The 26,532-nt window shown below is 53.7% G+C and carries 18 protein-coding genes; 15 read left to right on the forward strand and 3 right to left on the reverse strand.

The annotated features are described in order from the left end of the window. Nucleotides 1-58: 58 nt before the first annotated feature. From A8B84_RS02945 to prpF, 5 genes are all read left to right on the forward strand, one after another. Complete coding sequence (locus A8B84_RS02945; protein WP_064228342.1) at nt 59-739, forward strand: GntR family transcriptional regulator; 681 nt, start codon at nt 59-61, stop codon at nt 737-739. A gap of 17 nt (nt 740-756) precedes the next feature. Next, the gene (prpB, locus tag A8B84_RS02950) at nt 757-1,644 is read left to right on the forward strand and encodes a methylisocitrate lyase (protein ID WP_064228376.1); all 888 of its coding nucleotides are present in this window, start codon (nt 757-759) and stop codon (nt 1,642-1,644) included. Nucleotides 1,645-1,885: 241 nt separating this feature from the next. Beyond that, nucleotides 1,886-3,016 carry a 2-methylcitrate synthase gene (gene prpC / locus A8B84_RS02955; protein WP_064228343.1) on the forward strand — a complete coding sequence of 377 codons (1,131 nt, stop codon included), beginning with the start codon at nt 1,886-1,888 and terminating at the stop codon, nt 3,014-3,016. Further along, nucleotides 3,013-5,610, forward strand: a complete 2,598-nt coding sequence (gene acnD / locus A8B84_RS02960; RefSeq protein WP_064228344.1) for a Fe/S-dependent 2-methylisocitrate dehydratase AcnD — start codon at nt 3,013-3,015, stop codon at nt 5,608-5,610. Before prpC ends, acnD begins: the two co-directional genes overlap by 4 nt. Beyond that, nucleotides 5,607-6,785 (forward strand): 2-methylaconitate cis-trans isomerase PrpF, encoded by a 1,179-nt coding sequence (gene prpF / locus A8B84_RS02965; RefSeq protein ID WP_064228345.1) that lies wholly within the window; start codon nt 5,607-5,609, stop codon nt 6,783-6,785. Before acnD ends, prpF begins: the two co-directional genes overlap by 4 nt. 65 nt (nt 6,786-6,850) lie before the next feature. On the opposite strand, the gene A8B84_RS02970 is transcribed toward prpF, so the two are convergent. Beyond that, nucleotides 6,851-7,567: a DUF1194 domain-containing protein gene (locus A8B84_RS02970; protein WP_064228346.1), complete on the reverse strand. Its 717-nt coding sequence runs from the start codon at nt 7,565-7,567 to the stop codon at nt 6,851-6,853. Nucleotides 7,568-7,835: 268 nt separating this feature from the next. Here A8B84_RS02970 and prpD point away from each other — a divergent pair, with 268 nt between their 5' ends. From prpD to A8B84_RS03020, 10 genes are all read left to right on the forward strand, one after another. Further along, nucleotides 7,836-9,320: a 2-methylcitrate dehydratase gene (gene prpD, locus A8B84_RS02975; RefSeq protein WP_064228347.1), complete on the forward strand. Its 1,485-nt coding sequence runs from the start codon at nt 7,836-7,838 to the stop codon at nt 9,318-9,320. A 170-nt stretch (nt 9,321-9,490) separates the two neighbouring features. Further along, complete coding sequence (locus A8B84_RS21750; protein WP_064228348.1) at nt 9,491-10,252, forward strand: PEP-CTERM sorting domain-containing protein; 762 nt, start codon at nt 9,491-9,493, stop codon at nt 10,250-10,252. Nucleotides 10,253-10,445: 193 nt separating this feature from the next. After that, nucleotides 10,446-11,858, forward strand: a complete 1,413-nt coding sequence (locus A8B84_RS02985) for a TIGR03013 family XrtA/PEP-CTERM system glycosyltransferase (RefSeq protein ID WP_064228349.1) — start codon at nt 10,446-10,448, stop codon at nt 11,856-11,858. A 61-nt stretch (nt 11,859-11,919) separates the two neighbouring features. Next, nucleotides 11,920-12,570 carry an XrtA/PEP-CTERM system exopolysaccharide export protein gene (locus A8B84_RS02990; protein ID WP_227512729.1) on the forward strand — a complete coding sequence of 217 codons (651 nt, stop codon included), beginning with the start codon at nt 11,920-11,922 and terminating at the stop codon, nt 12,568-12,570. A 43-nt stretch (nt 12,571-12,613) separates the two neighbouring features. Beyond that, a complete protein-coding gene (locus tag A8B84_RS02995) occupies nt 12,614-14,140 on the forward strand; it encodes an XrtA system polysaccharide chain length determinant (RefSeq protein ID WP_064228350.1) in 1,527 nt (508 codons plus the stop codon). Beyond that, on the forward strand, nt 14,140-14,961 hold the full coding sequence (locus A8B84_RS03000; RefSeq protein ID WP_227512730.1) for a hypothetical protein: 822 nt from the start codon (nt 14,140-14,142) through the stop codon (nt 14,959-14,961). The genes A8B84_RS02995 and A8B84_RS03000 overlap by 1 nt, the downstream gene beginning before the upstream one ends. After that, nucleotides 14,954-16,243, forward strand: coding sequence for an outer membrane beta-barrel protein (locus A8B84_RS03005; protein WP_082905049.1), 1,290 nt, complete (start codon nt 14,954-14,956; stop codon nt 16,241-16,243). The genes A8B84_RS03000 and A8B84_RS03005 overlap by 8 nt, the downstream gene beginning before the upstream one ends. Nucleotides 16,244-16,306: 63 nt before the next feature. Next, entirely contained in the window at nt 16,307-17,167 is an 861-nt protein-coding gene (locus tag A8B84_RS03010) for an XrtA system polysaccharide deacetylase (RefSeq protein WP_082905054.1), read from the forward strand. Nucleotides 17,168-17,178: 11 nt separating this feature from the next. Next, nucleotides 17,179-18,501, forward strand: a complete 1,323-nt coding sequence (locus A8B84_RS03015; RefSeq protein WP_064228352.1) for a FemAB family XrtA/PEP-CTERM system-associated protein — start codon at nt 17,179-17,181, stop codon at nt 18,499-18,501. Between the two features lie 27 nt (nt 18,502-18,528). Continuing rightward, nucleotides 18,529-24,357, forward strand: a complete 5,829-nt coding sequence (locus A8B84_RS03020) for a non-ribosomal peptide synthetase (protein ID WP_064228353.1) — start codon at nt 18,529-18,531, stop codon at nt 24,355-24,357. Here A8B84_RS03020 and A8B84_RS03025 read toward each other — a convergent pair. Both A8B84_RS03025 and A8B84_RS03030 read right to left on the reverse strand, forming a co-directional pair. Beyond that, nucleotides 24,333-25,451, reverse strand: coding sequence for a glycosyltransferase family 4 protein (locus tag A8B84_RS03025; protein ID WP_064228354.1), 1,119 nt, complete (start codon nt 25,449-25,451; stop codon nt 24,333-24,335). The genes A8B84_RS03020 and A8B84_RS03025 overlap by 25 nt on opposite strands. Next, nucleotides 25,448-26,524, reverse strand: coding sequence for a polysaccharide deacetylase family protein (locus A8B84_RS03030; RefSeq protein WP_227512731.1), 1,077 nt, complete (start codon nt 26,522-26,524; stop codon nt 25,448-25,450). The genes A8B84_RS03025 and A8B84_RS03030 overlap by 4 nt, the downstream gene beginning before the upstream one ends. Between the last annotated feature and the right edge of the window lie 8 nt (nt 26,525-26,532).

Raw genomic sequence — 26,532 nt, forward strand, 5'->3', positions numbered from 1 at the left:
CAATATGACCACTCAGGCGTAGCTTTTCTCAAAATTAACCCGGTTTTGTTGACAAACTATGACTGAGTTACTGTCTACCACCTATACGCGCGCCGATGAAGCTTTTGATTGTCTGCAAACGGCAATCGTGAAGGGCGAGCTGGCGCCCGGCGAAAAGATTGGCGAGCTGGAGCTTTGCTCCCGTTTTAACCTCACTCGCGGCCCTCTCCGGGAAGCGCTAGGCCGTCTTGAATCCCGTGGTCTTCTGGTGCGCCGCCCCCATGCCGGCGTTAAAGTGGTTTCAGTAAGCGCCTCCGAGCTGATGGAGCTCTACCGCATACGTGAAGTCATGGAGGGGTTGGCGGCCCGACAGGCAGCCGAGCGAATGACCGATCAGGAAATCGCCGATCTTCGGGCTACCCTCGATACCCACGAACGCATGATCGACGAAGCGCAGGGCCAGGCCTATTACCAGGCCGAAGGGGATTACGACTTCCACCACAGAATCGCCACCGGCAGCCGCAACACCAAACTTGCCCAGATGCTGTTGGGTGATCTTTATTACATGGTACGGATGTACCGCTACCGTCTCAGCACCTCCACCGGGCGCCCCCAGCGTGCTCTCGGTGAACACCGCCGTATCGTCGAGGCCATCGCCCAGCGCGACGGCGAACTCGCCGAATTTCTGATGAAACGCCATATAAACGCAGCAAGACAGAACATCGAGAAAAAGATCCAGGAAGGCGAAATCTCCATTTAATGAAAGAGGCCAACACCATGTCCAACAAACTCAGCCCCGGCGCCCGCTTCCGCAAGGCGCTCAAAGAAAACCAGCCCCTGCAGATTGTCGGCACCATCAACGCCTATGCCGCCATGATGGCCGATAAAGTGGGCCACGAGGCCATCTACCTGTCCGGTGGCGGCGTCGCTAACGCCTCCTACGGCCTGCCGGATCTGGGCATGACCACCATGAACGACGTGGTCGAGGACGTTCGCCGTATCACCGCAGCCACCGACGTGCCGCTGCTGGTCGACATTGATACCGGCTGGGGTGGCGCCTTCAACATCGCCCGCACCATCCGCGAAATGGAACGTGCCGGTGCTGCAGCTGTCCACATTGAGGACCAGGTTGCCCAGAAACGCTGTGGTCATCGCCCGAACAAGGAAATCGTGTCCCAGGAAGAAATGGTCGACCGCATCAAGGCCGCCGTTGACGCCCGTGAAGACGAAGACTTCTTCATCATGGCCCGCACCGACGCCTTCCAGAAAGAAGGTCTCGAAGCCGCCATTGAGCGCGCCAAAGCCTGCATCGAAGCCGGCGCCGATGGCATATTTGCCGAAGCGGTTACGGAACTCGAGCACTACAAGGCCTTCTCTGAAGCCCTGGACGTGCCGATCCTGGCCAACATCACCGAATTCGGTGCCACACCGCTGTACAACCGTAAGGAACTGGCGGAAGCCGGCGCCGACATGGTTCTGTACCCGCTCAGCGCCTTCCGCGCCATGAACAAGGCAGCCCTGACTGTTTACCAGAACATTCTGGAGAAGGGTGACCAGAAAGACGTGGTTGATCTGATGCAGACCCGTATGGAGCTTTACGATTTCCTGAACTACCACGATTTCGAGCAGAAGCTGGACCAGCTGTTCCAGCAGAGCAAAGGTTAATGAGGTTTGTTGGATTACGCCTTCGGCTAATCCAACCTACAAAAATTCCGGCATTGGTAACGTAGGTCGGATTAGCCGAAGGCGTAATCAAACAAGCAGTGCCAAAAACCAGAAATGTAGGTCGGATTAGCCGCAGGCGTAATCCGACAACCCAATCCAAAGTTAAGCAAAAATATCAGTAGGTCGGATCAGGCGAAGCCGTAATCCGACACCCCAAACAAGATAACGATGGGAGACAACAATGGCTGAAGCAAAACAATTGAGCGGCGCAGGCCTCCGTGGCCAGGTAGCTGGCGAAACCGCCCTGTGTACAGTAGGCAAAAGCGGCGCGGGCCTGACCTACCGCGGCTACGACATCGCAGATCTGGCTGAGAAAGCCCAGTTCGAAGAAATCGCCTACCTGCTGCTGCGCGGCAAATTGCCAAACCGTCAGGAACTGGATGCCTACAAGAAAAAGCTCCAGAGCCTGCGCGGTCTACCTGCTGCCCTGAAAACCGTGCTTGAGCAGATCCCCAAAGACGCGCACCCGATGGACGTGATGCGTACTGGCTGCTCCATGCTGGGTAACCTGGAAACCGAAGAGGACTTCAGTGAGCAGGACGACAAGATCGACCGCATGCTGGCGGTGTTCCCGTCCATCATTACTTACTGGTACCGCTTCGCCCACGAAGGCGTTCGTATCGAAACTGAAAGCGACGTGGACTCCATCGGCGGCCATTTCCTGGAGCTGCTGCACGGCAAGAAGCCCAGCGAACTCCACGAGCGCGTGATGAACGTGTCTCTGATCCTGTACGCAGAGCACGAATTCAACGCCTCCACATTTACCGCCCGCGTTTGCGCCTCCACGCTGTCTGACATCCACAGCTGTGTGACCGGCGCCATCGGTTCTCTGCGCGGTCCTCTGCACGGTGGTGCCAACGAGGCAGCCATGGCCCTGATCCAGAAGTTCAAGACGCCGGAAGAGGCCGAAGAAGGTCTGATGGGCATGCTTGAGCGGAAAGAGAAAATCATGGGCTTCGGCCATGCGATCTACAAAGAGTCCGACCCGCGCAACGCCATCATCAAGCAGTGGTCGAAGAAGTTGGCGGAAGAAGTGGGCGATGCCGTGCTGTACCCGGTATCCGAGCGCTGTGAAGCCGTTATGTGGCGCGAGAAGAAGCTGTTCTGTAACGCCGATTTCTTCCACGCCTCGGCCTATCACTTCATGGGCATTCCAACCGAACTGTTCACCCCGATCTTCGTGATGTCCCGGGTATCCGGCTGGACCGCCCACGTGAAAGAGCAGCGTGCCAACAACCGCATCATCCGCCCAAGCGCCGATTACACCGGCCCGGCGGATGCCAAGTGGGTACCGATTGAGGAGCGCCCATGAACACCGAATACCGTAAAAAATTACCAGGCACCGACCTGGACTACTTCGATACCCGCCAGGCCGTGGAAGACATCCAGGCTGGCGCGTACGAAAAGCTCCCGTACACCTCCAAGATCCTTGCGGAACAACTGGTACGCCGCTGCGACCCTGAGGTGCTGACGGACTCACTCAAGCAGCTGATCGAACGCAGGCGCGACCTGGACTTCCCCTGGTACCCGGCCCGCGTGGTGTGCCACGACATTCTTGGCCAGACGGCCCTGGTGGACCTAGCCGGCCTGCGTGACGCCATCGCCGAGAAGGGCGGTGATCCGGCCAAGGTTAACCCCGTGGTCCCGACCCAGCTGATCGTGGATCATTCCCTGGCCGTTGAGCACGCCGGTTTTGAGAAGGACGCGTTCGAGAAGAACCGTCAAATTGAAGACCGCCGCAACGACGACCGGTTCCACTTCATCAACTGGACCAAGACCGCGTTCAAGAACGTGGACGTGATTCCCCCTGGCAACGGCATCATGCACCAGATCAACCTGGAAAAGATGTCCCCGGTGGTTCAGAACCGCGACGGTGTTGCCTTCCCGGATACCTGTGTTGGCACTGACAGCCACACACCGATGGTGGATGCCCTGGGTGTGATTTCTGTGGGTGTAGGTGGCCTGGAAGCGGAGAGCGTTATGCTGGGCCGCGCCTCCATGATGCGCCTGCCGGATATTGTTGGCGTAGAGCTGACCGGCAAGCTGCAGCCAGGTATCACCGGTACCGATATGGTCCTGGCCATTACCGAGTTCCTGCGCAAGGAGCGCGTGGTTGGCGCCTACCTGGAGTTCTACGGCGAAGGCGCTGACAGCCTGACAGTAGGCGATCGTGCCACCATCTCCAACATGACCCCGGAATACGGTGCCACCGCCGCGATGTTTTACATCGACGGCCAGACCATCGACTACCTGAAACTGACCGGCCGTGAAGACGATCAGGTTGCTCTGGTGGAGAAATACGCCAAGGAAACCGGTCTCTGGGCCGACAGCATGAAGAACGCCGAATACGAGCGAGTGCTGAAGTTCGACCTGTCCAAAGTGACCCGTACCCTGGCTGGCCCCTCCAACCCCCATGCGCACCTGCCGACATCCGAGCTGGCAGAACGCGGCATTGCCGGTGAGTGGGAACAGGAAGAGGGCAAGATGCCGGATGGCGCCTGCATCATCGCCGCCATCACCAGCTGCACCAACACTAGCAACCCCCGCAATATGGTGGCTGCCGGCCTGATCGCCCGCAACGCCAACAAACTGGGGCTGACTCGCAAGCCCTGGGTGAAAACCTCCCTGGCACCGGGCTCCAAAACGGTCAAGATGTACCTGGAAGAAGCCAAGCTGCTGCCAGAGCTGGAACAACTCGGCTTCGGTGTTGTGGCTTTTGCCTGCACCACCTGTAACGGCATGAGTGGCGCCCTGGACCCGAAAATCCAGCAGGAAATCATCGATCGGGATCTGTATTCCACTGCGGTGCTTTCCGGTAACCGCAACTTCGACGGCCGGATTCACCCCTATGCCAAGCAGGCGTTCCTGGCGTCGCCGCCGTTGGTGGTTGCCTATGCGATTGCCGGCACCATCCGTTTCGACATCGAGAAAGATGCCCTGGGCTACGACAAAGACGGCAACCCGGTCACCCTGAAGGACATCTGGCCGGACGACGCGGAAATCGATGCTATCGTGAAATCCAGCGTGAAGCCGGAACAGTTTCGCAGCACCTACATCCCGATGTTCGACATCACTCGCGATGCGCAGGCCAACACCAACCCGCTGTACGAATGGCGCCCGCAGAGCACCTACATCCGTCGCCCGCCTTATTGGGAAGGTGGCATGGTAGGTGAGAAAACCCTCAAGGGCATGCGCCCGCTGGCGGTGTTGCCGGACAACATCACCACTGACCATCTGTCGCCATCCAATGCGATCCTGATGAACAGCGCAGCCGGTGAATACCTGCACAAGATGGGTGTGCCGGAGGAAGACTTTAACTCCTACGCCACACACCGGGGTGACCACCTGACCGCTCAGCGTGCCACCTTCGCCAACCCGAAACTGTTCAACGAAATGGTCCGGGACGAAAACGGCAACGTGAAGCAGGGCTCCCTGGCGCGGATCGAGCCGGAAGGCAAGGTCACCCGTATGTGGGAAGCCATTGAAACCTACATGGAGCGCAAGCAGCCGCTGATCATCATCGCCGGTGCCGACTACGGGCAGGGCTCTTCCCGTGACTGGGCCGCCAAAGGCGTGGCGCTGGCCGGTGTCGAAGCCATCGTTGCCGAAGGCTTCGAGCGTATTCACCGTACCAACCTGATCGGTATGGGCGTGATGCCCCTGCAGTTCGAGGAAGGCACCACCCGCAAGACCCTGGGCATCGACGGCACTGAAACCTACGACGTGGAAGGCACCCCGGCGCCCCGCGCTGAGCTTACGCTGGTCATCCATCGGAAGAACGGCAGCACCGAGCGCATTCCGGTTGTCTGCCGCCTGGATACCGCTGAAGAAGTGTCTATCTACAGCGCAGGTGGTGTGTTGCAGAGGTTCGCCGAGGATTTCCTGCAATCGGAAGGTGCGGCATGACACACAAGCCACAAATAAAAATCCCCGCCACGTACATGCGTGGCGGCACCAGCAAAGGCGTGTTCTTCCGGCTGAAGGATTTGCCAGAAGCCTGCCAGAGCCCGGGCGAAGCCCGGGACAAACTCCTGCTGCGGGTGATCGGCAGTCCCGACCCCTACCAGAAGCAAATCGACGGTATGGGCGGCGCTACCTCCAGCACCAGCAAAACCGTGATCCTGGCGGAGCCCACCCAGCCGGATCATGATGTCGACTACCTGTTCGGCCAGGTCTCCATCGACAAGCCGTTTGTGGACTGGAGCGGTAACTGTGGCAACCTTACTGCTGCTGTAGGCGCTTTCACCATCAACAGCGGTTTCGTGGCCAAAGACCGGATTCCGGAGAATGGCACCTGCACCGTCCGCATCTGGCAGGCCAATATCAAGAAAACCATCGTCGCCCACGTGCCCATCACCAACGGTGAGGTACAGGAAACCGGCGATTTCGAGCTGGACGGCGTAACCTTCCCGGCTGCCGAAGTGCAGGTGGAATTCATGGACCCGGCCGATGGCGAAGGCTCCATGTTCCCAACCGGCAATCTGGTGGACGATCTGGAAGTGCCGGGCGTAGGCACCCTGAAAGCCACCATGATCAATGCTGGCATCCCCACCATCTTCGTGAACGCCGAAGACATCGGGTACAGGGGCACAGAGCTGCAGGACGACATCAACTCCGACCCCAAAGCCCTGGCAATGTTCGAAACCATCCGGGCCCATGGGGCGGTAAAAATGGGGCTGATCCAGAACATCGAAGAAGCAACCAACCGTCAACACACCCCGAAAGTGGCCTTCGTGGCGAAGCCGTCGGATTACGTATCCTCAAGCGGCAAGAGCATCGGGGCTGGGGATGTGGATGTCCTGGTTCGCGCTCTGTCCATGGGCAAGCTCCACCACGCCATGATGGGCACGGCGGCGGTGGCAATTGCCACGGCATCGTCGGTTCCCGGAACCCTGGTGAATCTGGCCGCTGGCGGTGGCGACCGAACCCATGTGACCTTCGGTCACCCTTCCGGCACCTTACGTGTGGGGGCGGAAGCGAAGGAAGTGGATGGTCAGTGGACCGCAACCAAAGCCATTATGAGCCGCAGTGCGCGGGTTTTGATGGAAGGTTGGGTGAGGGTGCCTGGCGATACGTTCTAACAAAAACGGCGGCCTTTTGGCCGCCGTTTCATTCTGCTTTTTGCTCAATCGTGCAGGTCTTTCTGTCAGGCTTTCTTGCGACGCATACCTGCAACGCCGAGGAGTCCCAAACCTAGAAGGCCCAGTGTGGCGGGTTCTGGAACTTGAACCTCGCGACGAAGCTTTTCTTCGAGGGTAGCCTGGAAGTCGTTGAAGTTACTCGCCAGAAGCGAAAACGATCCTGGTCCATAAGCGAAGTCGGGAGCAGTGCCGGTTCCGATGCCAATTGCGTTGACTACATCGGCATTGCCATTTTCCACGGCCCACGCTGATGTGCCGGTTATGGCTGCAGATCCTGCAGGATCAGTTCCCACATTGTTAAAACCGTCTGTTGAAACATCGATGATGGAACGTTGCGCTAAGCCGCTAAACGTGCCTTCAGCAGAGGTTATCCCGCATGAAATACAGGTGAGGTTACCATTTCCGCTTTGGCTGAGACCAAGGAAAAAGTTTGCCAGATTTGTCCTGGCGGTAATGTCGGTAATCGTCGTCATGGTCCGCACGACACTTGCGGTCTCTGCAAACCGGATGACCGAAATGCCAACGCTTCCGTCAGTGGGCACCACATTGTTGATTGCGTTAGCGTAACCACTCATCTGGAGGTTCCAGTTACTGCTACTGATACTTCCAGATGCATCCACCACCAGAGCCAATTCCGTAATCGGAGCTGCTGACGCTGAGAATGGCGCAAATGCCGTGCAGCACGCCAGAAGCAGAGCTGCGAGTGTTTGCTTGATTTTCATATGAAGATCTCCTTGAAAATTGTTTTTACAGGTTTCCGAACCCGCCTTTGCCTGAGCAACGCAGTCGCTTGCTCTATTCTTTTCGATAGCCAGACTCGTGCCAATAATAAATTCATCACTATAAACAGTGACATATGGATTTCTGTCTAAAAAATGACACACTGAGGTGTAAATTTTTTCAACATCAGCCGATCCGCGATCACTGAATTCCGCTGGGTATTCAACTAGTCTTGCTGATAAAGCTGACTTCAGAAGAGGAAAACGGTTTATGTCTGCGCAATTCGATATAAACGAACGCCCCGATTATGACGAAGTCCTGAGCAAAATAACTGACTACGTTCTAGGCTATCGCATTGACAGCGACGAAGCCTGGAACACCGCTCGCTACTGCTTGATGGATACTCTCGGGTGCGGTCTTCTGGCTCTGCGTTTTCCGGACTGCACGAAACATCTTGGCCCGATCGTTGAGGGCACGGTGGTTCCTCATGGTGCGCGCGTACCCGGAACGTCTTTCCGGCTTGATCCGGTGAAAGCCGCCTGGGATATCGGCTGTATCGTTCGCTGGTTGGACTACAACGACACCTGGCTGGCGGCAGAATGGGGTCACCCATCGGATAATCTCGGTGCCATATTGGCCGTGGCAGACCATCTCTCGCAGAAACGGGTCGCCGAGGGCAAAGCCCCCCTGACTATGAGAGCGGTTCTGGAAGCCATGATCATGGCTCACGAAATCCAGGGGGTCCTGGCGCTTGAGAATTCGTTCAATCGCGTGGGTCTGGATCATGTAGTGCTGGTGAAAGTCGCCTCTACAGCAGTTGCGGCGAAAATGATGGGCGCCAACCGGCAGCAGCTACTCTCTGCGTTATCCCATGCATGGGTAGATGGACAATCACTCAGGACTTATCGTCACGCACCCAACGCAGGCTCCAGAAAATCCTGGGCCGCCGGCGACGCCACATCGAGAGCAGTGAGGCTGGCCGATATAGCCATGCGTGGGGAGATGGGAATACCGGGAGTGCTGACAGCGCCGCAATGGGGTTTCTACGACGTACTATTCAGCAAAACCAACAAAGATCAGAAGCTCAAGCCAGAGGGCAAAAGAGAGTTCTCCATTCCCCAGAATTTTGGCTCCTATGTAATGGAAAACATCCTTTTCAAGATTTCCTTCCCGGCCGAATTCCATGCCCAGACCGCTGCTGAGGCAGCTGTAACGCTTCATCCAGAGATACAGGACCGGCTTGATGATATCGACAGGATTGTTATTACCACTCACGAATCGGCTATCCGGATCATCTCCAAGGTTGGAAAGTTGGCGAACGCGGCGGACCGGGATCACTGTTTGCAGTACATGACAGCCGTACCTTTGATTTTCGGAACTCTCACTGCAGAACACTATGAGGATTCATTTCACGAGGCTCACCCGATCATCGACACCCTTCGGGATAAAATGGAGATCGTTGAAGATGAGCGCTATACCCGGGAATACCTGGAGGAGGACAAGCGTTCAATAGCCAATGCGGTCCAGGTATTTTTCAGAGATGGCAGCAGCACCGACAAAGTAGCCGTTGAGTATCCTATTGGCCATCGCCGGCGGAGAAAAGATGGAATGCCATTGCTGTTAGATAAATTCCGCCACAACCTCGCCACGCGGTTTCCAGCTCAGCGCTGTGATCAGATCAACGCAATATGCAAGGACCAGCAGGAGCTGGAAGCAACTGCCGTACAGGATTTTGTTTCACTTTTTACCATTTAGCGAGGTTGGACAAGGGACAAGCGAGGCCGCCTGTCAGTAATTTTTACAGAACGTTAAGCTCATTGGCTTATTTTTTGTTTAACTAATTGAAAGTAATAAGTTAAAAATTTCGGCCCCGAATTTGCTTCAAGGAGCAGACATCAAAAAGGGAAGTACCAAGGAGCAGTATCATGGTGATGTCTTCATTCCTTCGATTGGCGGCCGGCATCTCGGTCGCATCAGCGTTTGCTTTTTCGTCCATCGCTCAAGCCAGTATCGTCCATTACGTTAGCGGCCCCGGCGCCACCCAGGATGATGAGCAGTTTTTTTGGGGCCAACTCTCCAGCCGACAAACGGAAGGTTTTGAGGGGCTTACAAGTGGCTTTCAAAGCCTGGTAGTCAATACCGGTGTCGGCGAATTCTCTACCTCTGAGAATAATCCGGATCAATATGGCCAATCCTGTAATCAAGGGAGTTTTTCTTGCGGTGAAGGTTTGGGGATTGTGCAAGGTGACCTTTATGGCCGCTTCCCGATGCCAAGTGACACTGACAACGAACAGTATCTGGATAGCCTCGATCATCAAGCTTTCGATTTCAAGCCAATAGACGGTGTTACTGCCATTGGCTTCTTCCTTACTGACCCTAATGATCAGTGGGGCACCCTGGATATCAAAGTTAGCGGAATTGACGACGTTTTCACCGAATCAATTCAAAATATACTTGGAACGAATGGCAACGTATCCTCCGGAAACACCTACTACCTCAGCTTTTTTTCGCTAAGCGGTTCTATTGAAAAGCTTTCTTTCAATATGAACAACACCAGTGATGGCATTGGTATAGACAACGTTACCGTTGGCCGTGTGACGGTCCCTGAGCCTGGAACTCTGGCTCTTCTTGGCCTTGGTATTACCGGGCTCGCGCTGTCGCGGAAGCGAAAGCAGGCGAAATCGTAAGAAGAGGTTAACGTAACTGGCAGGTCGGAGAAGTACGGCCTGTCAGTTTTGTTTACAAATAGCGGAATGCATCGAAAAGGTTACGTCGCCTCGATTGAAGTAAACCCAAATTGAAGTACACTGTTGCTCTGAAATCGCTGTATAGAACGCAAAGGATGCAGTTTTATGGTTGTGAGCAGCAAAAGGAGTCGACGTGGCCCACGTCAGATTGTTTAGACACTACATTCATCTCCCCTTCGTCATTCTTGGCCTGATCGACTGCGCTGTCCTGGTCCTGGCTTGTGCACTTGCCATCTTTTTCCGGTTTTTTGGAGATGTTGAGCTTTTCGGCGCTAATCTGAAATTTATTCTTCCTTCCTGTGTCGTTTTTGCAATATTCAACCTTGTCGTGATGGTCGCTTTGGGTGTTCATCAGTCCCGGGTTGAGGAGGGCATGTCCGGCATGATGCTCCGGACTATCATGGCCGTTGTTATTGCGCTTCCACTGAGTGGTTTTGCCTGGTTTACCTCAAGTGAATGGCTTTGGTACCTGGGAGACAGCAGTGTTCTGACGACCTCTTCGGTATTTGGTGTTTTTCTTCTTGGTATTGCTCGTTCGGTATTTTTTGCGGTCATCGGCAAGGATGCGTTCAAACGGAAAGTGTTGGTGCTGGGCGCCGGCGTTCGTGCCCGACAGTTGCTGGAGGATCTGAGAACGCCATTTAACAGGAAGGGATTTGTGTTGGCCGGGTTTGTCCCCATGCCGGATGCCGCTATTGAAGTCGATCAACAATACCTGCTGAACTTTCCGGGTACGCTTCACGATTATGTGCTGCGCAGCCCGGTAGCCGAGATTGTGGTCGCTGTCGATGACCGTCGAAAGGGTCTGCCGATGGAGGACCTTCTGGAATGCAAAATGGAAGGCATCAAGATTGTCGACGGCGCGAGTTTCTATGAGCGTGAGTCGCGCAAAGTTGCCCTTGAAATGATTACGCCAGGCTGGCTGGTGTTCTCGGACGGTTTCAATGTTTCTTCTGTATTTGGCGCAGGCAAGCGCTCTCTCGACTTGCTTGCCGCCGGCGCGCTCTTTATTGCTACCTGCCCATTGATGTTGTTGACCGCTATCGCAATCAAGATTGAGGATGGCTGGAAAGCACCGGTGTTTTATAGTCAGGAAAGGGTTGGACTTAACGGCAGACCTTTCATGGTCCACAAGTTCCGCTCAATGAAGACCGACGCTGAGAAAGATGGCGCAGTATGGGCGAAGAAAAACGACTCCCGGGTAACCAGGGTCGGAGATTTTATTCGAAAGGTAAGAATTGATGAGCTGCCTCAGCTATTCAACGTCCTGAATGGCAGCATGGCTTTTGTTGGGCCGAGACCAGAACGTCCTGTGTTCGTTGAGCAGTTGACCCGCAAGATTCCATTCTACAATGAACGACATCGCGTAAAGCCTGGTCTGACCGGGTGGGCGCAGCTTTGCTTTGCGTACGCCGACAATGAAGAGGACACTCGCGAGAAACTCAGGTACGACCTTTATTACATCAAGAACCAAAGTTTACTTCTGGATTTGTTGGTTATAATTCAGACAGTAGAGGTGGTATTGTTCAAAAAAGGATCAAGGTAGCTGTGGGTCAGAGTTTTCTCGTCGATTACAGCTTTCCCATTCACGGAGAAGAAAGAGAGTAATGAATATGACTGGCGCGAAGTTTTTGCTGAATGGTTTTGCCTCTGTTCTGGCTTTGATCGTGTTGAGTGGTTGCTCCTCAACACCGTCATCCTCCCCCGATCGAATTCAACGGGCCCTGGAGGCGCCGGTGACACAGGAGAATGAAGAATACGTCCTGGGGCCAACCGACGTCGTTCAGGTTTCCGTTTGGAGAAATGAGGACCTTAGCATAGCTGTTCCTGTCCGGCCGGACGGAAAGATCTCTGTGCCTCTGGTAGGAGATGTTCAGGCTAGTGGTAGATCACCACAACAGTTAGCCGATTCCATCGAGACGCAATTGGCACAATATATTCGCGAACCTCAGGTGAGCATTGTTGTTACTTCCATGGGGAGTAACGAGTTTGTTAATCGGGTGAGGGTGACTGGCGCCGTCCAGCAACCAACCTCTGTCCCATACCGTGAAGGGATGACCGTTCTTGATATGGTGCTGGGTGCAGGCGGTCTAACACCATTTGCTGCCGAAAATGATACCCGCCTCTATAGAGTTCATGAGGGAGAAGTGGTCGCCATTCCTGTTCGTCTCGGAGACATTCTGAGTGATGGGGACATCACAACAAACTATTCCCTGCGACCGGGCGACATTATCAGCGTCCCTGAGCGCAGTTTCTGAATAGATCCCTGAAAGACCATCGATTCCTGAGTGAGTATTTGAAATGGCTCTTCCTTTAAGTCAGTTGCCACGAGAGGCCCTGCGTGAAGTCCGGTCGCGGAAATGGCTGTCTTTCCTGCTATTTGCAATTGTGAGTGCGGCAGTTCTGGCACTTGGTTTTCTGTGGCCATACAAATACGAATCGAGCGTGGTAATCTTCGTTGATGACCAAAACATTATCAGGCCTTTGATGGAAGGGAGTGCGGTACCGACAGAAATAAATGAGCGGGCATCAGCTGCCAAGGAGCTCCTCTGGTCGCGCAGCGTCATAGAACAGATAGCGACGGACCCGGACATCTTTGGTGAAGGTGCTGCGTCGCCATCTCCGGAGGTTCTTGAAGGTCGAATCGCTGGTTTGCGGAGCAATCTTATTGTCAGGCCTCGTGGTGACTCCTATTTCAGTATTGAGTACACGGCAGAATCGCAGATCCGCGCATTCAAGGTGGCACAGCGTTTTGGGCAGCTGTTTATCGAGGAGAATAATCAACGCAAGCGTTCTGAAAGCAGAGCTGCGTACGACTTCATTGATAAACAGGTAAAGAGCTATGAGCAGCAGCTCGCAGAAGTTGAGAGGCGCCTTAAGGACTTTCTTTCCAGGAACGTAGATGGCACAGAAGGCGAAGCCAATAACAGGATGGCGGACCTCCGGCGTCAACTTGAGCTGGCACAGCTAGAGCGAGAAGAGCTTGAAACTAGAGCTGATTCCCTCCAACAACAATTGAGTAATCTGCCTCCCACTCTTCGCCAAGGCAAAACCGAAAATGCCTTTCAGGAGCGGATCAATACGCTCGAGGCTCGTCTTGACGCCCTTCGACTGCAATACCACGATTCTTACCCGGACATAGTAATCCTGAGAGAGCAACTGGCAGAGCTTCGCAAGCAGCGTGACAGGGCGCTGGCGGAGGCAACTCCTGAATTGAATCAGAATCAGGGGGAGAGCGTCGCCAATCCGGTCTATCAAGAGGTTCGATCCGAGTTGGTTACTACCCGAGCGGATATGGAGACGATACAAACCCGCATTCGCTCCATTGAGAGGCTGATTTCAGAACAGAAGGAAAGAATGGAGCGGATCCAGGCGAATAAGGCCCAGTACTCCGAGCTGACCCGCGACATGGAGGTAAATAAACAGATCTATGATGACCTCCTGAAACGTCGAGAAAAAGCGCGTGTATCCATGCACCTGGATATTGAAGGTCAGGGCCTGAATTACCGGATAAACGAAACAGCCCAATACCCACTCGCCCCGGACGGGCCAAGGTTTGAGATGTTCGCCATGGCGGGCCTGTTCATAGGTCTTGTGGCTCCGTTCGGGGCGGCAATCGGATGGGTTCAAGTCGATCCCAGAATAAGAGTGCGTAGTCAGGTGGAGGAAGAGTTTGACTTCCCGGTGCTTGAGCAGATACCGGTGGTTCGGACGCCCTATGAGAAGCGTCGTGACAGGCGGATCACCGTTGCTGTATTTATTCTGTCGGCATTGGTTGCTGCGGCCTACATTGCTGTCGCTGCCGCAACCATCATTGGGGTGATTTGATGAGAGATGTTGACGCTAACAAAAAGCTGGAACGCTCCCAAGAGGATAAACAGGTTGAGGAGCAAGCAGACTGGAATGATTCCAGGCTGCTGGTACCGAGCTCTTTGGAATTGGGGCCTGGCGCCGTCGACAAGTATGTCCTGAGCAAACAGATTGCCCGGATGCAGGAACCTCGGAAGCTCACCAAAGAGGATCTGGATGAGCGCCGGATAATCTATCCTGAATCGGCAAACAGGGATCTTGTGAACAGATTCCGTAATCTCAGAACCAAACTGCTTGAGATATCCGGCGGAAATAACTTCACTCTCGTTGTCAGCGGGGCGTCCGAATCAGCTGGCTCATCGTTCGTTGCACTGAATCTGGCTGCAGCCTTTGCCTTCGACCATGCGAAAACCGCGCTTGTTATCGACTGTAATCTCCGGGAACCGACCTTACACTCAGCACTGGATATCATGCCAGAGAACGGCCTGACCGATTTTCTGGACGACCCCGATTTCGACATTGGTCGGATTCTCTACCCAACGGGGATCCCACGTCTACGACTGATACCGGCTGGTAGCCGGCGTGAGACACCTGCGGAATTTTTCACGTCTTTCCGAATGAAACAATTCCTTCAGGCGGTTCGTCGGCGCTATCCAGATCGCTTTATAGTTTTGGATACAGCGCCTATCTCGGACTCGCCTGATGCCAGAATACTCACTGAACTTTGTGATTACGGGATGCTGGTGGTTCCTCACGGCAAGATAACCAGTTCCGGACTGGAGCAAGCTGCGAGTGCCTTTAGTTCGAATAAATTCGTGGGAGCGGTAATTAATGGATAGGCCAGGAAAATCCGGGACGATTCAGTACGCTTGCCACATCGCTTTGCTTGCTTGTGTTGGCCTTGGTGCCCAGCATGTTTTTGCCAAACCTGTAACCTTATCGGGAGGCGTAGAGTCCAAATACAGTGACAACGTCACCCAGAGCGCGAACAATGAACTCAGCGATACGGAAACCCGTGTTACGTTATCTGTTCAGCACCAATCTGATCCGGGCAGGTGCGTGTCAGAAACGGGTGGCAGTCTTGGCTATGGGGTCTGGGCAGATTCTACCTATGACCCTGAGACCTATGCCGACCTTGCATTCAGGGGGCTGTGTGAACTACGACCAGGGTTGACCTGGCAGTTGTCCGATAATCTTAGGCAGGTTCAACAGGATTCGCGCGGAACCGATACTCCGGATAACCGCACTCTCAAAAACGTCTTCCGCACAGGGCCCAGCTACGTTATTCCCATTAGCAACCGGGACCAGATCAATCTCTCGATAAACTATGAAAATACCGAGTTTCGCGAACCTGAAGAAACAGACAGCGAAAGATACATCGGGTCGGCAGGCTGGAACCATCTGTTTAATGCAACCCTCTCGGGGGGAATAAGCTTTACTGCAGACAGGGCAGAACTGGATACAGGAGGTGAGATTGATACCGATTCGGCCTCGTTCAACTGGTCCAAGGAGTGGGCGGCCACTCGATTTCGTGGAAGTCTCGGTTATAGTGAGCTTACCAGCCGTTTTGGCAGTTTCGAGCAGAGCTCGGATGGGTGGATAGGAGACCTGTTCCTTGAACGTGATGTGACCTCATCCTTGGCATTCTTTTTTGAGGCCAGCCGGGAACTTACTGATCAGACATCTGACTTTGATATCCGGTTTCAGGACTTCGTCTTCAATTTGCGGGAAACGACTGAAGTAGAAGTAACAGCTGTAAGCACCGGGTTGAATAAAAGCTACAGCAATAATGCTGACTTGAGCGTTCGTTTATACGCAAACAGGGCGGATTACCTCCGCACCGATGACCGCGAAGATGTTGCAGGTTTAAATATTGCCTACAGTCAGCCCTTGAGGCCTTTGCTGAGCGTCCAGCTGTCCGGTAATTACGAGTATTCTCGCTTCGAAGTCAATACCCAGGATGACGTGGCGCTGAGGCTAAGGACGGGAATCACTTATTCAGCAACGAGTGACCTCGATCTGACAGCTCAAATTGGTCATGAGAATCGCGAAAGCGATCTTCCTGCGAATGATTTTGAAGAGAACTGGGTGAGTGTAGGAGTGAATTACAGGTTCCGGTGAAATAGTTAAGCCTCCCCAGAATGAATATTTCAAGCGCCTCTGAAGGCAGTGGAGTACACGGAAGTGATCAGGAATGCCCTAACGATCGATGTTGAAGATTATTTCCAGGTAGCCGCGTTATCCGAAGCAGTCAGTCCTGAGGATTGGCCTTCAATGGAATATCGTGTTGAAGCCAACACAGACCGTCTCCTGCAGTTGTTCTCGGATAAAGACGTGAAAGCAACCTTTTTTACCCTCGGATGGGTGGCTGAACGTTCCCCGAATCTTGTCAGAAGAATAATGAATGCTGGACATGAAATAGCCAGCCATGGATACAGTCATCAGCTTGTCTATAACCAGAGTCCTGAAGTTTTTCGAGAAGAAACCCGCAAATCGAAGGGTATCCTTGAGGACATTACTGGCGAAGCGATTACCGGCTATCGGGCGGCCAGTTATTCAATTACGGCACAATCCCGCTGGGCTCTCGACATCCTGTGTGAGGAGGGTTTCACCTGGGATTCCTCGATTTTCCCCGTGCATCATGACCGCTATGGCATGCCAGGGACGCCTCATGAGCCTTACCGACTGCGTGCGCCGAATGGAGGCACGCTGATCGAGTTTCCTCTGTCCACCTGCCCATTGGGAAATTACCGATTACCCATTGCCGGAGGCGGATATTTTCGTCTTTTCCCCTATTGGTTGAGCCGTTGGGGGCTTGGGCGAATCAATCGGTCAGGGCAGCCTTTCATCTTCTATTTGCACCCCTGGGAAATTGATACCGACCAACCCCGCCTGAAGGTAAAAGCGTTCTCGCGGTTCCGTCATTACAACAACCTGGATGTGTGCTTTGGCCGACTGGAGAATCTGCTCCGCGACTTCAGGTTTGGAACGGTCGAAGAGGTCCTCGCTGGTGTAGGTATCGACTCTGAAGCCGTCGCGGTCTAAAGGTGTCCACGATGGAAACCATTTTAACCTCGGGCAGTAAAGGCGAGATCAAAGGCCGTCTCAACGATCTAAAGGCAGAGAAGGCCCGATTGGGTAAAGCGGTTGCTCGGTCGCGGCGGGAAGAAAAGGACATTACACGACTGATAGAGGAGCTATCGGCCGTTTCCGCTGAAATAAAGGATCTTCAGAAATCCCTGAAAAAAAACCTTAACAGGCTTCCGGAAAAACAACCCAAACGCTGGCAACCCTCGCTTGATATCATTCCCGAAGCGATTCGTGACAACGCGACGGCACCCTGTGAAATTTTTGACTATTTTTCTGACTGGTCCAGAAAAGCCGAGATCGACCAGTACGTTACCCGTCATGAAGCCGGAAGTATCTGGCACACCCCATCGGCGCTGGATTTCATCGTTCACATATATGGCCACAGTGCCCGTTATCTGGTCGCCATGGATGAGAGCAATAAGGTCATTGGCGTGTTCCCGATCGTCCAATTGAACAGCAGGTTGTTCGGGAACCTCATCGTGTCCACACCGTACTATAATTACGGAGGCATACTGGCCGATAGTCCTGAGGTTGCTCGAAGGCTTCTGGAAGAAGGTATTCGGTGGCGGAATGCAATTGGTTCGCAAAGTATCGAGTTAAGGCACGTAAACGACTCGGGGCTTGACTGCACAAAGCGGCAAGACAAACTGACATTCTGGTTGCCTTTGCCTGCAGAAGAACAGATTTTGTGGGACAGTTTTCAGTCGAAAGTCCGTGCACAGATTCGTCGTGGGGAAAAAGAGAAGCCCGACTTTCTTATCGGGAAGCACGAATTACTTGACGAATTTTACCGGGTTTTCGCAAGAAATATGCGCGATCTGGGGACTCCGGTCTACGAGAAGGCATTCTTCAATGGACTACTGGATTATCTGTCGGACAATGCCTGGCTGGTGGTTGTGCGCATTGGTGGACAGCCTGTCGGTTGTGCGTTTATTACCGGATTCGGTATGCGTATGGAGATACCCTGGGCCTCTACGCTTCGTGAGTACAACCATACCGGGATCAATATGATGATGTATTGGAGGATCCTGAAACATGCTGTTAGTAATGGTTATCAGTTATTTGACTTCGGGCGTTGCAGCAAGGATGCAGGAACCTACCGCTTCAAGCAGCAGTGGGGCGCGATTCCAGTCCAACTGAACTGGGAGTATGCGCTGCTCGAGGGCGCAGAACCTCCGGGCCTGAATCCCAACAACCCTAAATTTCGATTTTTGATCGGCGTCTGGAAGTGCTTGCCAGTGTGGTTAAGCCGAATGATAGGGCCGCCTATAGTGAAATATCTACCTTGAAAACGATCATCCAAAGAACGTAAGGACATGGACTTCAAGATGTTGGAAGCGTCTGCTGGCAAATATGTTGATTCTTCAGATATTACGGGATGGCCAAAGACGGCCCTCGACGTGCTTTTTCATAGGCAATCTGAGCAAGATCCCAATAAGCTGGCCGTGCTGAGCAAAGATGGGGCGCTGACTTATTCAGAACTGGAGTCGAAGAGCAGGAAATGGGCCGACTGGTTGGTCTCTAATGGGTTGGGCAGCGGTGACAACATTCTGGTATGTGTTGATCGTACCATTGAATTACCAGCCATCCTGTTGGGCATTCTTCGCTCAGGTGCGTGCTATGTTCCTGTAGACCCATCCTTGCCGGCGGACAGGGTTGCGATAATTGTCGAGGATTCGGGTGCTAAAGCTGCGGTTACAGATCGGCCAAACATCCATCTGATTCCCGAGGCGTTTTCCGACCAAACGTTTGTTGTGGGGGCAGAACCGGAGAGCTTGGAGAACCAGGATCTGCCGTCGTGGGAGCCAGAGGATTTGGCTTATATCTTGTTTACCTCCGGTTCAACCGGGCGGCCTAAAGGTGTTCCCATCCCCAGGGGGGCAATGGCCAATTTTCTTCTGGCTATGTCTAAAGCGCCAGGAATTGCGCCGAATGATCGGGTACTTGCCCTGACGACCATATCTTTCGATATCTCAGTACTGGAAATTTTCTTGCCCTTGATCGCCGGAGCCTCTGTTTTTCTGGTATCCCGAAACGAAGGCTTAGACCCAGCGACATTGTCATCCATCATTGATGAGAACGGCTTAACGTTGATGCAGGCGACGCCTGCGACATGGCGAATGCTTATTGATTACGGGTGGCGACCCGAAAGTACCCATAGGCTAATAAGTGGAGGAGAGGCATTTCCTGTGGGCTTGGCCCGAACGCTGTGTGCGACCGCCGGAGAGGTGTGGAACGGTTATGGACCAACAGAAGCGACGGTATATACCAGTGTTCACAAGTTAAGCGAAGTTGACACCGATAATGCGCAAATTCCTCTGGGTGATGCGCTCCCTAATCTGATCTATCGAATTACCGACGACAAAGGCCGGCAATGTCGTCGAGGGCAGCCTGGAGAGTTATGGGTTGCTGGTGCACAGGTAACACCCGGTTACTACTTGAGGCCAGAGCTAAACCGGGAGAGATTCGCAGAAGCTGTGCATGATGGCCAGACGCTTCGATTTTATCGCACTGGTGATCTGGTTTGTCTCACTGAGAGCGGAAATCTGCTTTACATAGATCGTCTGGACAACCAGGTTAAGATTCGTGGCTTCAGGGTTGAGCTCGGTGAAATAGAGACCGTTCTTTCCAGTATTCCGTCAATTGGCGAGAGTGCGGTCGTCCTCGCCAGCCCGGCTGGCAGCGAGGCGGCACTGGTGGGTTGCATTCGATCCGAGGAACCCGGCGATCGTATTGCGATTGAGGCCGCTCTCGCAGAAAAATTGCCCGCTTACATGGTTCCAAAGCTATGGCGTTGGTATCCGGAATTGCCGGTGACCCCAAGCAGGAAGATAGACCGTAAGGCCCTCAAAGCCAGAATCGAATCAGAGGCTCCGGAACATCAGAGCCAGCGAAAGGTGTGCTTCGATAATCCTCATATCGAAGCGATGGCAAACCGGTGGCAGACCCTGTTGGGCACAAAGCCTGACAGCGAAGAGTCGGACTTCTTTCTTTTGGGTGGGCATTCACTGCTTGCCGCTCGGTTGTCGGTATTGATCGGGAAAGAAACTGGAAAACGGGTACGGCCGATTGATTTGCTTACCAACAGCACACTGCGGCAGCACGCCGAACTACTTGAACATTCAATTGTCACTCCCGCTGAGGAGTTGCATCAGCTGGATGTGTCCCGTTTGCCGGAAAGAATTCCGTTTTCCAGTGCCCAGAAACGGATGTGGTATGCAGTCCTGGCGTCCAATAGTCCTGGCACCTTCTACGAGTCGGAAGCTTACAGCTTTGATGGGAACGTGGATCTGGAACGACTCCAGGCAGCGGTACATCAGGTACTTGCCAGGCATATCGCATTCAGAATGGTGATCGCAGAAGGGGATGATCTACAGTGGAGGCTTGTTGAACCATTAGAATCTTTGAACGTCGTCACGCTCAATGGCAGTGACAAGGATTGGGAATCTCTTTCGCAACGATTGCGGGAAGAAGGCACCCGGCCTTTCGACTTTTACTCGAAGCCATTGGCCAGGTTCACGCTTTACACCGATAATGCGGGCCGGCATGTGATTCAGTTTGTAGCTCATCACATGGTAATCGACGGTTTATCTCAGACAGCTGTGTGGAAAGATATCGCGATTAATTACGAAAAGGCTGGTTTCGGGGGCGATGCTCCGCTTACCGGGGCCATCTCACCAGATCCGACGTTCGCAGCCTACCTGATTGACCCACCCCGATATGACGCCTCTGACCTGAATTACTGGGAGGGCTATCTTGCCGACGCACCCGGCCCGCTGGACCTGAGAACAGATTTTACAAGACCGCCGGTGCAGAGCTTTAAAGGTGCCAGCGTTTTTCAGGATCTGCCCAAAGAATTCGGCGATTCGCTTCGGCGTATCGCACGTGATTTGCAGGCAACTCCGTTCGCCGTTGCCTTGGCTCTGTATGGCCTTTTTCTCGATAAGCACGCCCAGCAAAGGGGGTATGTGATTGGGGTCCCGGTTAGCGGACGTCAGCCACCGGTCTCCCAAGAAACTGTAGGCTTATTTATCAATACGATCCCTCTCAGAGTCGATATTGATCAGACCCAGAGCTTTGACCAGTTGGTTAGGACCTTAAGCAGGTCATCGCTGGACGCCATGAAGCATGACATGGTTCCTTTTGATGAGGTTGTCAAAAGGGTGTGCGTGGATAGAGATGCATCCCGAATGCCAGTTTACCAGACCATGCTGGGGCTGAATGACTATGAAGAACGACCGCCGGGGCTTTCACCGGACTTGGCCTGGACACCGGAGGTGGTCGATACCGGTTTTTCGCAGTTCGATGTCCTCCTGTTTGTTGAGCTTTATCCCGATCGGGTGAGGTTGCTGTTGCAGGGGAATCTGTCCCTATACACCAGAGCGACTTTACAACGTTTTCTCAGTCGGTTCGTCGTAATGTTCGAGCAGGTTCTGGATTCTCCGGACATTCTCTGTGAAAACGTTGATTGTGCGACCGAAAATGAGCGGGCCCAACTGGCGAACTGGCGGGAAGAGAAAAGAGACTACCCTCGTGATACCACCGTGGATGAACGCTTCCGGCGGCAGGTTAAAGAAACTCCGGATCACCTTGCTATCAAATCAGGAGATAAAACGCTCACTTACCGGCAACTGGATGCTCTGGCTCTGGGAATTGCCGACAGGCTCCTGAACAGAGGCATCAAGGCGGGTGACCGAGTTGCCATTTCGTCTCGGCGGACAGTTGAGACCGTCACGGGGATTCTGGGCATATTGCGCGCTGGAGCTTCTTATGTTCCGCTCGACCTTAGTTATCCGGATGAACGCCTTCATGCCATCACAGCCTTGACGGAGGTGGGCACCGTTCTTGCCAACGAGAATGATGCTGCCATGTTGCAGGAAAGGGAGCTCGCTCTGGATATCGTGCCATTACATAATGCTGCGGAAGAGGGCAGCAGCACCCAATCCGACATCGGTGAGAGAGCCCAGGGGCCAGATGCGCCAGCCTATGTCATGTTCACCTCAGGCTCGACCGGCCTGCCCAAAGGGATAGAAGTCTCCAATCGGAATATCCTCCGCCTGGTGCTCAATAACAACTTCATGCATCTGGACGACAACACCCGGTTCCTTATGTATGCCCCGGTAGCGTTTGACGCATCCACCCTGGAAATCTGGGGGCCACTTCTGAATGGCGGAACCCTGATCGTGCCGGAGAAGGAACAGCTTTCGGTTGAGGAACTGGGCGATGTCCTGCACCGTGAGAAGGTAACGGCGCTCTGGCTCACAGCAGCGCTGTTCCATCACGTAGCCGAGCACTCTCCAGACATATTCAGCTCTGTGCGCAACCTGTTGGCCGGTGGTGATGTGCTCTCGCCAAAGTGGGTCAAAACCGTCCTGGAAGCCAACCCGGGGCTGATTCTGATCAATGGCTACGGCCCGACCGAAAACACGACGTTCACCTGCTGTTTTCCGATGACTTCTCCTGACGAGGTGCCGTCCCCAATACCTGTTGGATACCCGGTAGCAAATAGCAGCGTCCATATTCTGGATGCCTATGGCAACGATTGCCCGGTAGGTGTTCCGGGTAACCTTTATACTGGCGGCGACGGTGTGGCCCTAGGCTACGTCAACGATGCCGAGAGAACAGCCAAAGTCTTCGTCACAGATCCGTACGGAAGGTCCATCGGGAGGGTCTACGATACCGGTGATAAAGCCTGCTGGCGTGAAGATGGTTCTGTCGAGTTTCTGGGGCGTTCAGACAATCAGGTGAAAATCCGGGGCTTCAGGATAGAGCCGGACGAAGTGTCTACTTTACTGGAGCAGTATCCGGGAATTGAACAGGCGATAACGATCCCTTGGTTGGCGCCCTCCGGTGAGAAGCAGCTGGTCAGTTATGTGAGCCCAAGACTAAAGACTGATTCCGAAAGAGACAGCATTAATGCCTGGTTGAGAGAAAAACTGCCACGATACATGGTGCCTGATCATCTGGTCGAACTTGAAGGCTTCCCGGTCGGGAATACCGGCAAGGTGGATCGGAAAAGACTGCCTGAGCCCGATATTCAGAAAATGGCGGCTGAATCTGGAAAGAAGACATCGCCTGCAACCAGCACGGAACGTCGGCTTGCGGACATCTGGTGCAGAGTTCTGAAACAGAACGAGATCGCTCGGGAAGATAATTTTTTCCATCTTGGAGGCACATCCATCAACGCTCTCCAGGTATTTTCATCCATCGTTCGGGAAATGAACCGGGATATTCCCCTCTCAACTCTGCTGGAGCATCCTACGCTCGCTGGGCTGGCCGCCGCACTGGATCGCCAGATGCCGGAGTCTGGCGAGATGACCGATCGCAAGACGCATATTGAGGAAGGAAATTGGAAAAGTCTTGTACCAATGGGTGGCGAGGGGCTGCGAAATCCGCTGGTCTGCGTTCATGCCGTTGGCGGCAACGTGCTCAGCTATCGGAGTACCCTGGAAACCATCGGCAAGGAACGGCCCCGAGTGGGTTTCCAGTCACGGGGGCTTGACGGTGTAGGTGAGCCCCGGCCGACGCTGCATGAACAGGCATCCGATTACGTAGACGAGTTACTAGAGGCTGGATATACCGGGCCATTTACGTTGATGGGTGGCTCTATGGGCGGGACCATCGCGCTTGAAATGGCCACCATTCTGAGAAAGAAAGGGCACGAAGTGGACTGGGTGGTTCTGCTGGATACAATTGGCCCCGCCGGTCGCTCTCCAGAAGCGAATCAAGCATCGGAAGGGAGCATGCTGGGTCGAATTTCAGCGCCAGGACTACTTTCAGGGCTGTGGGAGGGGGGCAGGTCTCGGGCCTCGTTCTACGTCAAAACATTGGCGGTTGCGTTCCACCGAATGCTAGGCAAGCCTGTACCCTATGCGTTACGTCCGTTTTTTATTGAGGACAGAAACAAAAAAGCGCTGGCGCGACATCGGGAGCAGCCCTATTCCGGAGATGTGCTTTTGATTCGCGGAACAGATACCTTCGGCGGCATTTACACCGATCCCAAACTCGGATGGGGGGGATTCCTGACTGGGCGGTTAGAGATCAGGTTGGCAGAGGTTGCCCATGACTCGTTTATGGAATCACCCGTGGTGATTGATCTGCTGAAATCGTTCTTCTCGGATCAGTCCGGCCGAACCAGTGACTGATAGAGGGAGATATAGGCCTCTACGTTTTTCACTTTGTCGAACTCTGCCTGAATATGACGGACGCCGGCGACGGCTTTGGCCCGGGCTTTCTCTGGATGGGTGATCAGATGATGCAGAGCTTCAGCGTAACCTCTGGATGAATGGTCGTATACCAGGGTTCCATACTCGCTATCGCCCAGAACTTCTGGAATGCCGCCAATCGCGTGAGCAACCACCGGGACTTCGAGACCGAGCGCTTCGATCAGTGTCATGGGGAGCCCTTCGTGATCGGACGGCATCAGTAGCGCATCCAGGCCGGAGATTGCGGGCAAAGCCGGATTCAAAAAACCTGCAAACGAGATCTTGTTGCGTAGGCCCAGGTCTCTAGTTTTCTCTTCCATCTGAGATCTTAGCGGGCCATCGCCAATCACCACGCCGCGAACAGGGTGCCCGTAGTCCGAGCTCAGGATGCCAATTGCCTCTAAGAAGAGGTCAACGCGTTTGACCGGCACCATGCGGCCGACCAAGCCTATGGTAAATGAGTTGCTCTCTTTTTTTAGAACGCCAGCTTGTACTTCTCTATGTAGCGCCTGAATGTCGACGAAATTATGGATAAGGTGAGTTTTGCCCGGAAAGCACGGTTCGAGAACGTCTTTCAGCTGGCCGGAAACTGCAACTACACCTTGCTGGAGCCATTGGCCTGTCAATGTATCGGACAGGTCCAGCAGCTTTTTCACAGGATTCCGCCAGCTTCGGGTGTGCTCAGGGTTGCCATGAGCAGTGCGTACGGATGGGGCGACGCCGGCAAGGCGTTGTCCGGCAACGCCGAGAATATTTTCCTTGAACCCATGGGTGTGAATGATATCTGATTCATTTGTCCTGATGTGATCGCGAATGGAACGGATAATCTGCAAAGCAGAACGTTCAGACTCGTTAGCAACAGTGACTGGCACGCATACATTTTCAAGCTTGTCGGCCAATATCCCGGGATTGAAAAGGATGGCGGTGGCCCTGATATTTTCGCTTTCGTGCAGCGCATTGATCAGTTGGAATACCTGGACTTCCGCGCCGGCCCAAAGATCACCGGATGCAATATGTGTAACGGTCAGAGTCATGCGAGGATCAGGCTCCGGCCTATGGTTGAAAAACAAAGCCGTCGCGATTTTCCGTTACCGTCATGGAAGTTGAATCGTTTCAGGTTGTACGGAGAGGTGTCAGCTACATTGATACCGTTTGTTGTGGTACACGCGCCAAGATAGGTTTCCGCCACAAAGCGTTCGCCCTGATCCGTGATATCTCCGTTTGGATAACAAAACAGGGATATCTTGCCAACGCCAAGCGCCTCAAGGTCATCTTTGCATAGGACGATTTCATTCCTGAGTGTTGAAGGGTCAGCAAGACGATTCAGTCGGAAGTGCTGTCTCGTATGGGCGCCAAAGCGGATCAGCCCTGAGCTGTACATCTCGATCAGCTCCTCACTGTTCAGAATCTGCCGAACAGACTCCTCCCCGGAGACCTTGGACCGGTCAAGTTGTTCAAGGATGGTCTGGTCGTCAAGGGTCTTGAGGTTGGCAATCAACACGTCGGCCTCTTCGATGGTCAGAGGCCGGTCGTCAAAAGGCAAGCTCCCAGCATAGTTCCGGAGCCATTCATGGACGGCTTGAGGGCGTTGCTGAGGTGCGATGGTTACATACCTGATCACCTGTTCGGGCCAGAACACGCGATTAGTATCGAGATACTTACTTACCAGAAAGACTGTAGCGGGTGCCTCGAATGCCTTAAGAATCGGAAAGGCGTAGGTATAGTTGTCTTGCCACCCATCATCAAAGGTGATGGCGACGGCCAATTTTGGAAGTTGAGAACCGGCCAATTTGCGGTCAAGCCAATCTTGGAGATCAACAAAACTCGCTCCCAGAGACCGGAACAGATCTAGGTGGCACTGCAACGTTTCCGGAGAGGCGATCATGCCCGGTTGTTCTTGATCGCGGAATTTCGAATCCATTGGAAGGATTCGATGGTAAGTCAGGATGACAAGCGTGGGTTGCTGAAGAGTCTTGAGCTTTAGCCAGCCTGCAACTGAAAGCAGAGAGTGTAAAACCCCTTTCAACGGCTTTTTTAGCATGATTGTCCGAACCGTCCCTGAAATAACACCAATTGGTTTGATGCAATCGCACTTATAAGCCTGCATGTTAACAT

The sequence above is a fragment of the Marinobacter sp. EhC06 genome (assembly GCF_001650915.1).
GTDB lineage: Bacteria > Pseudomonadota > Gammaproteobacteria > Pseudomonadales > Oleiphilaceae > Marinobacter.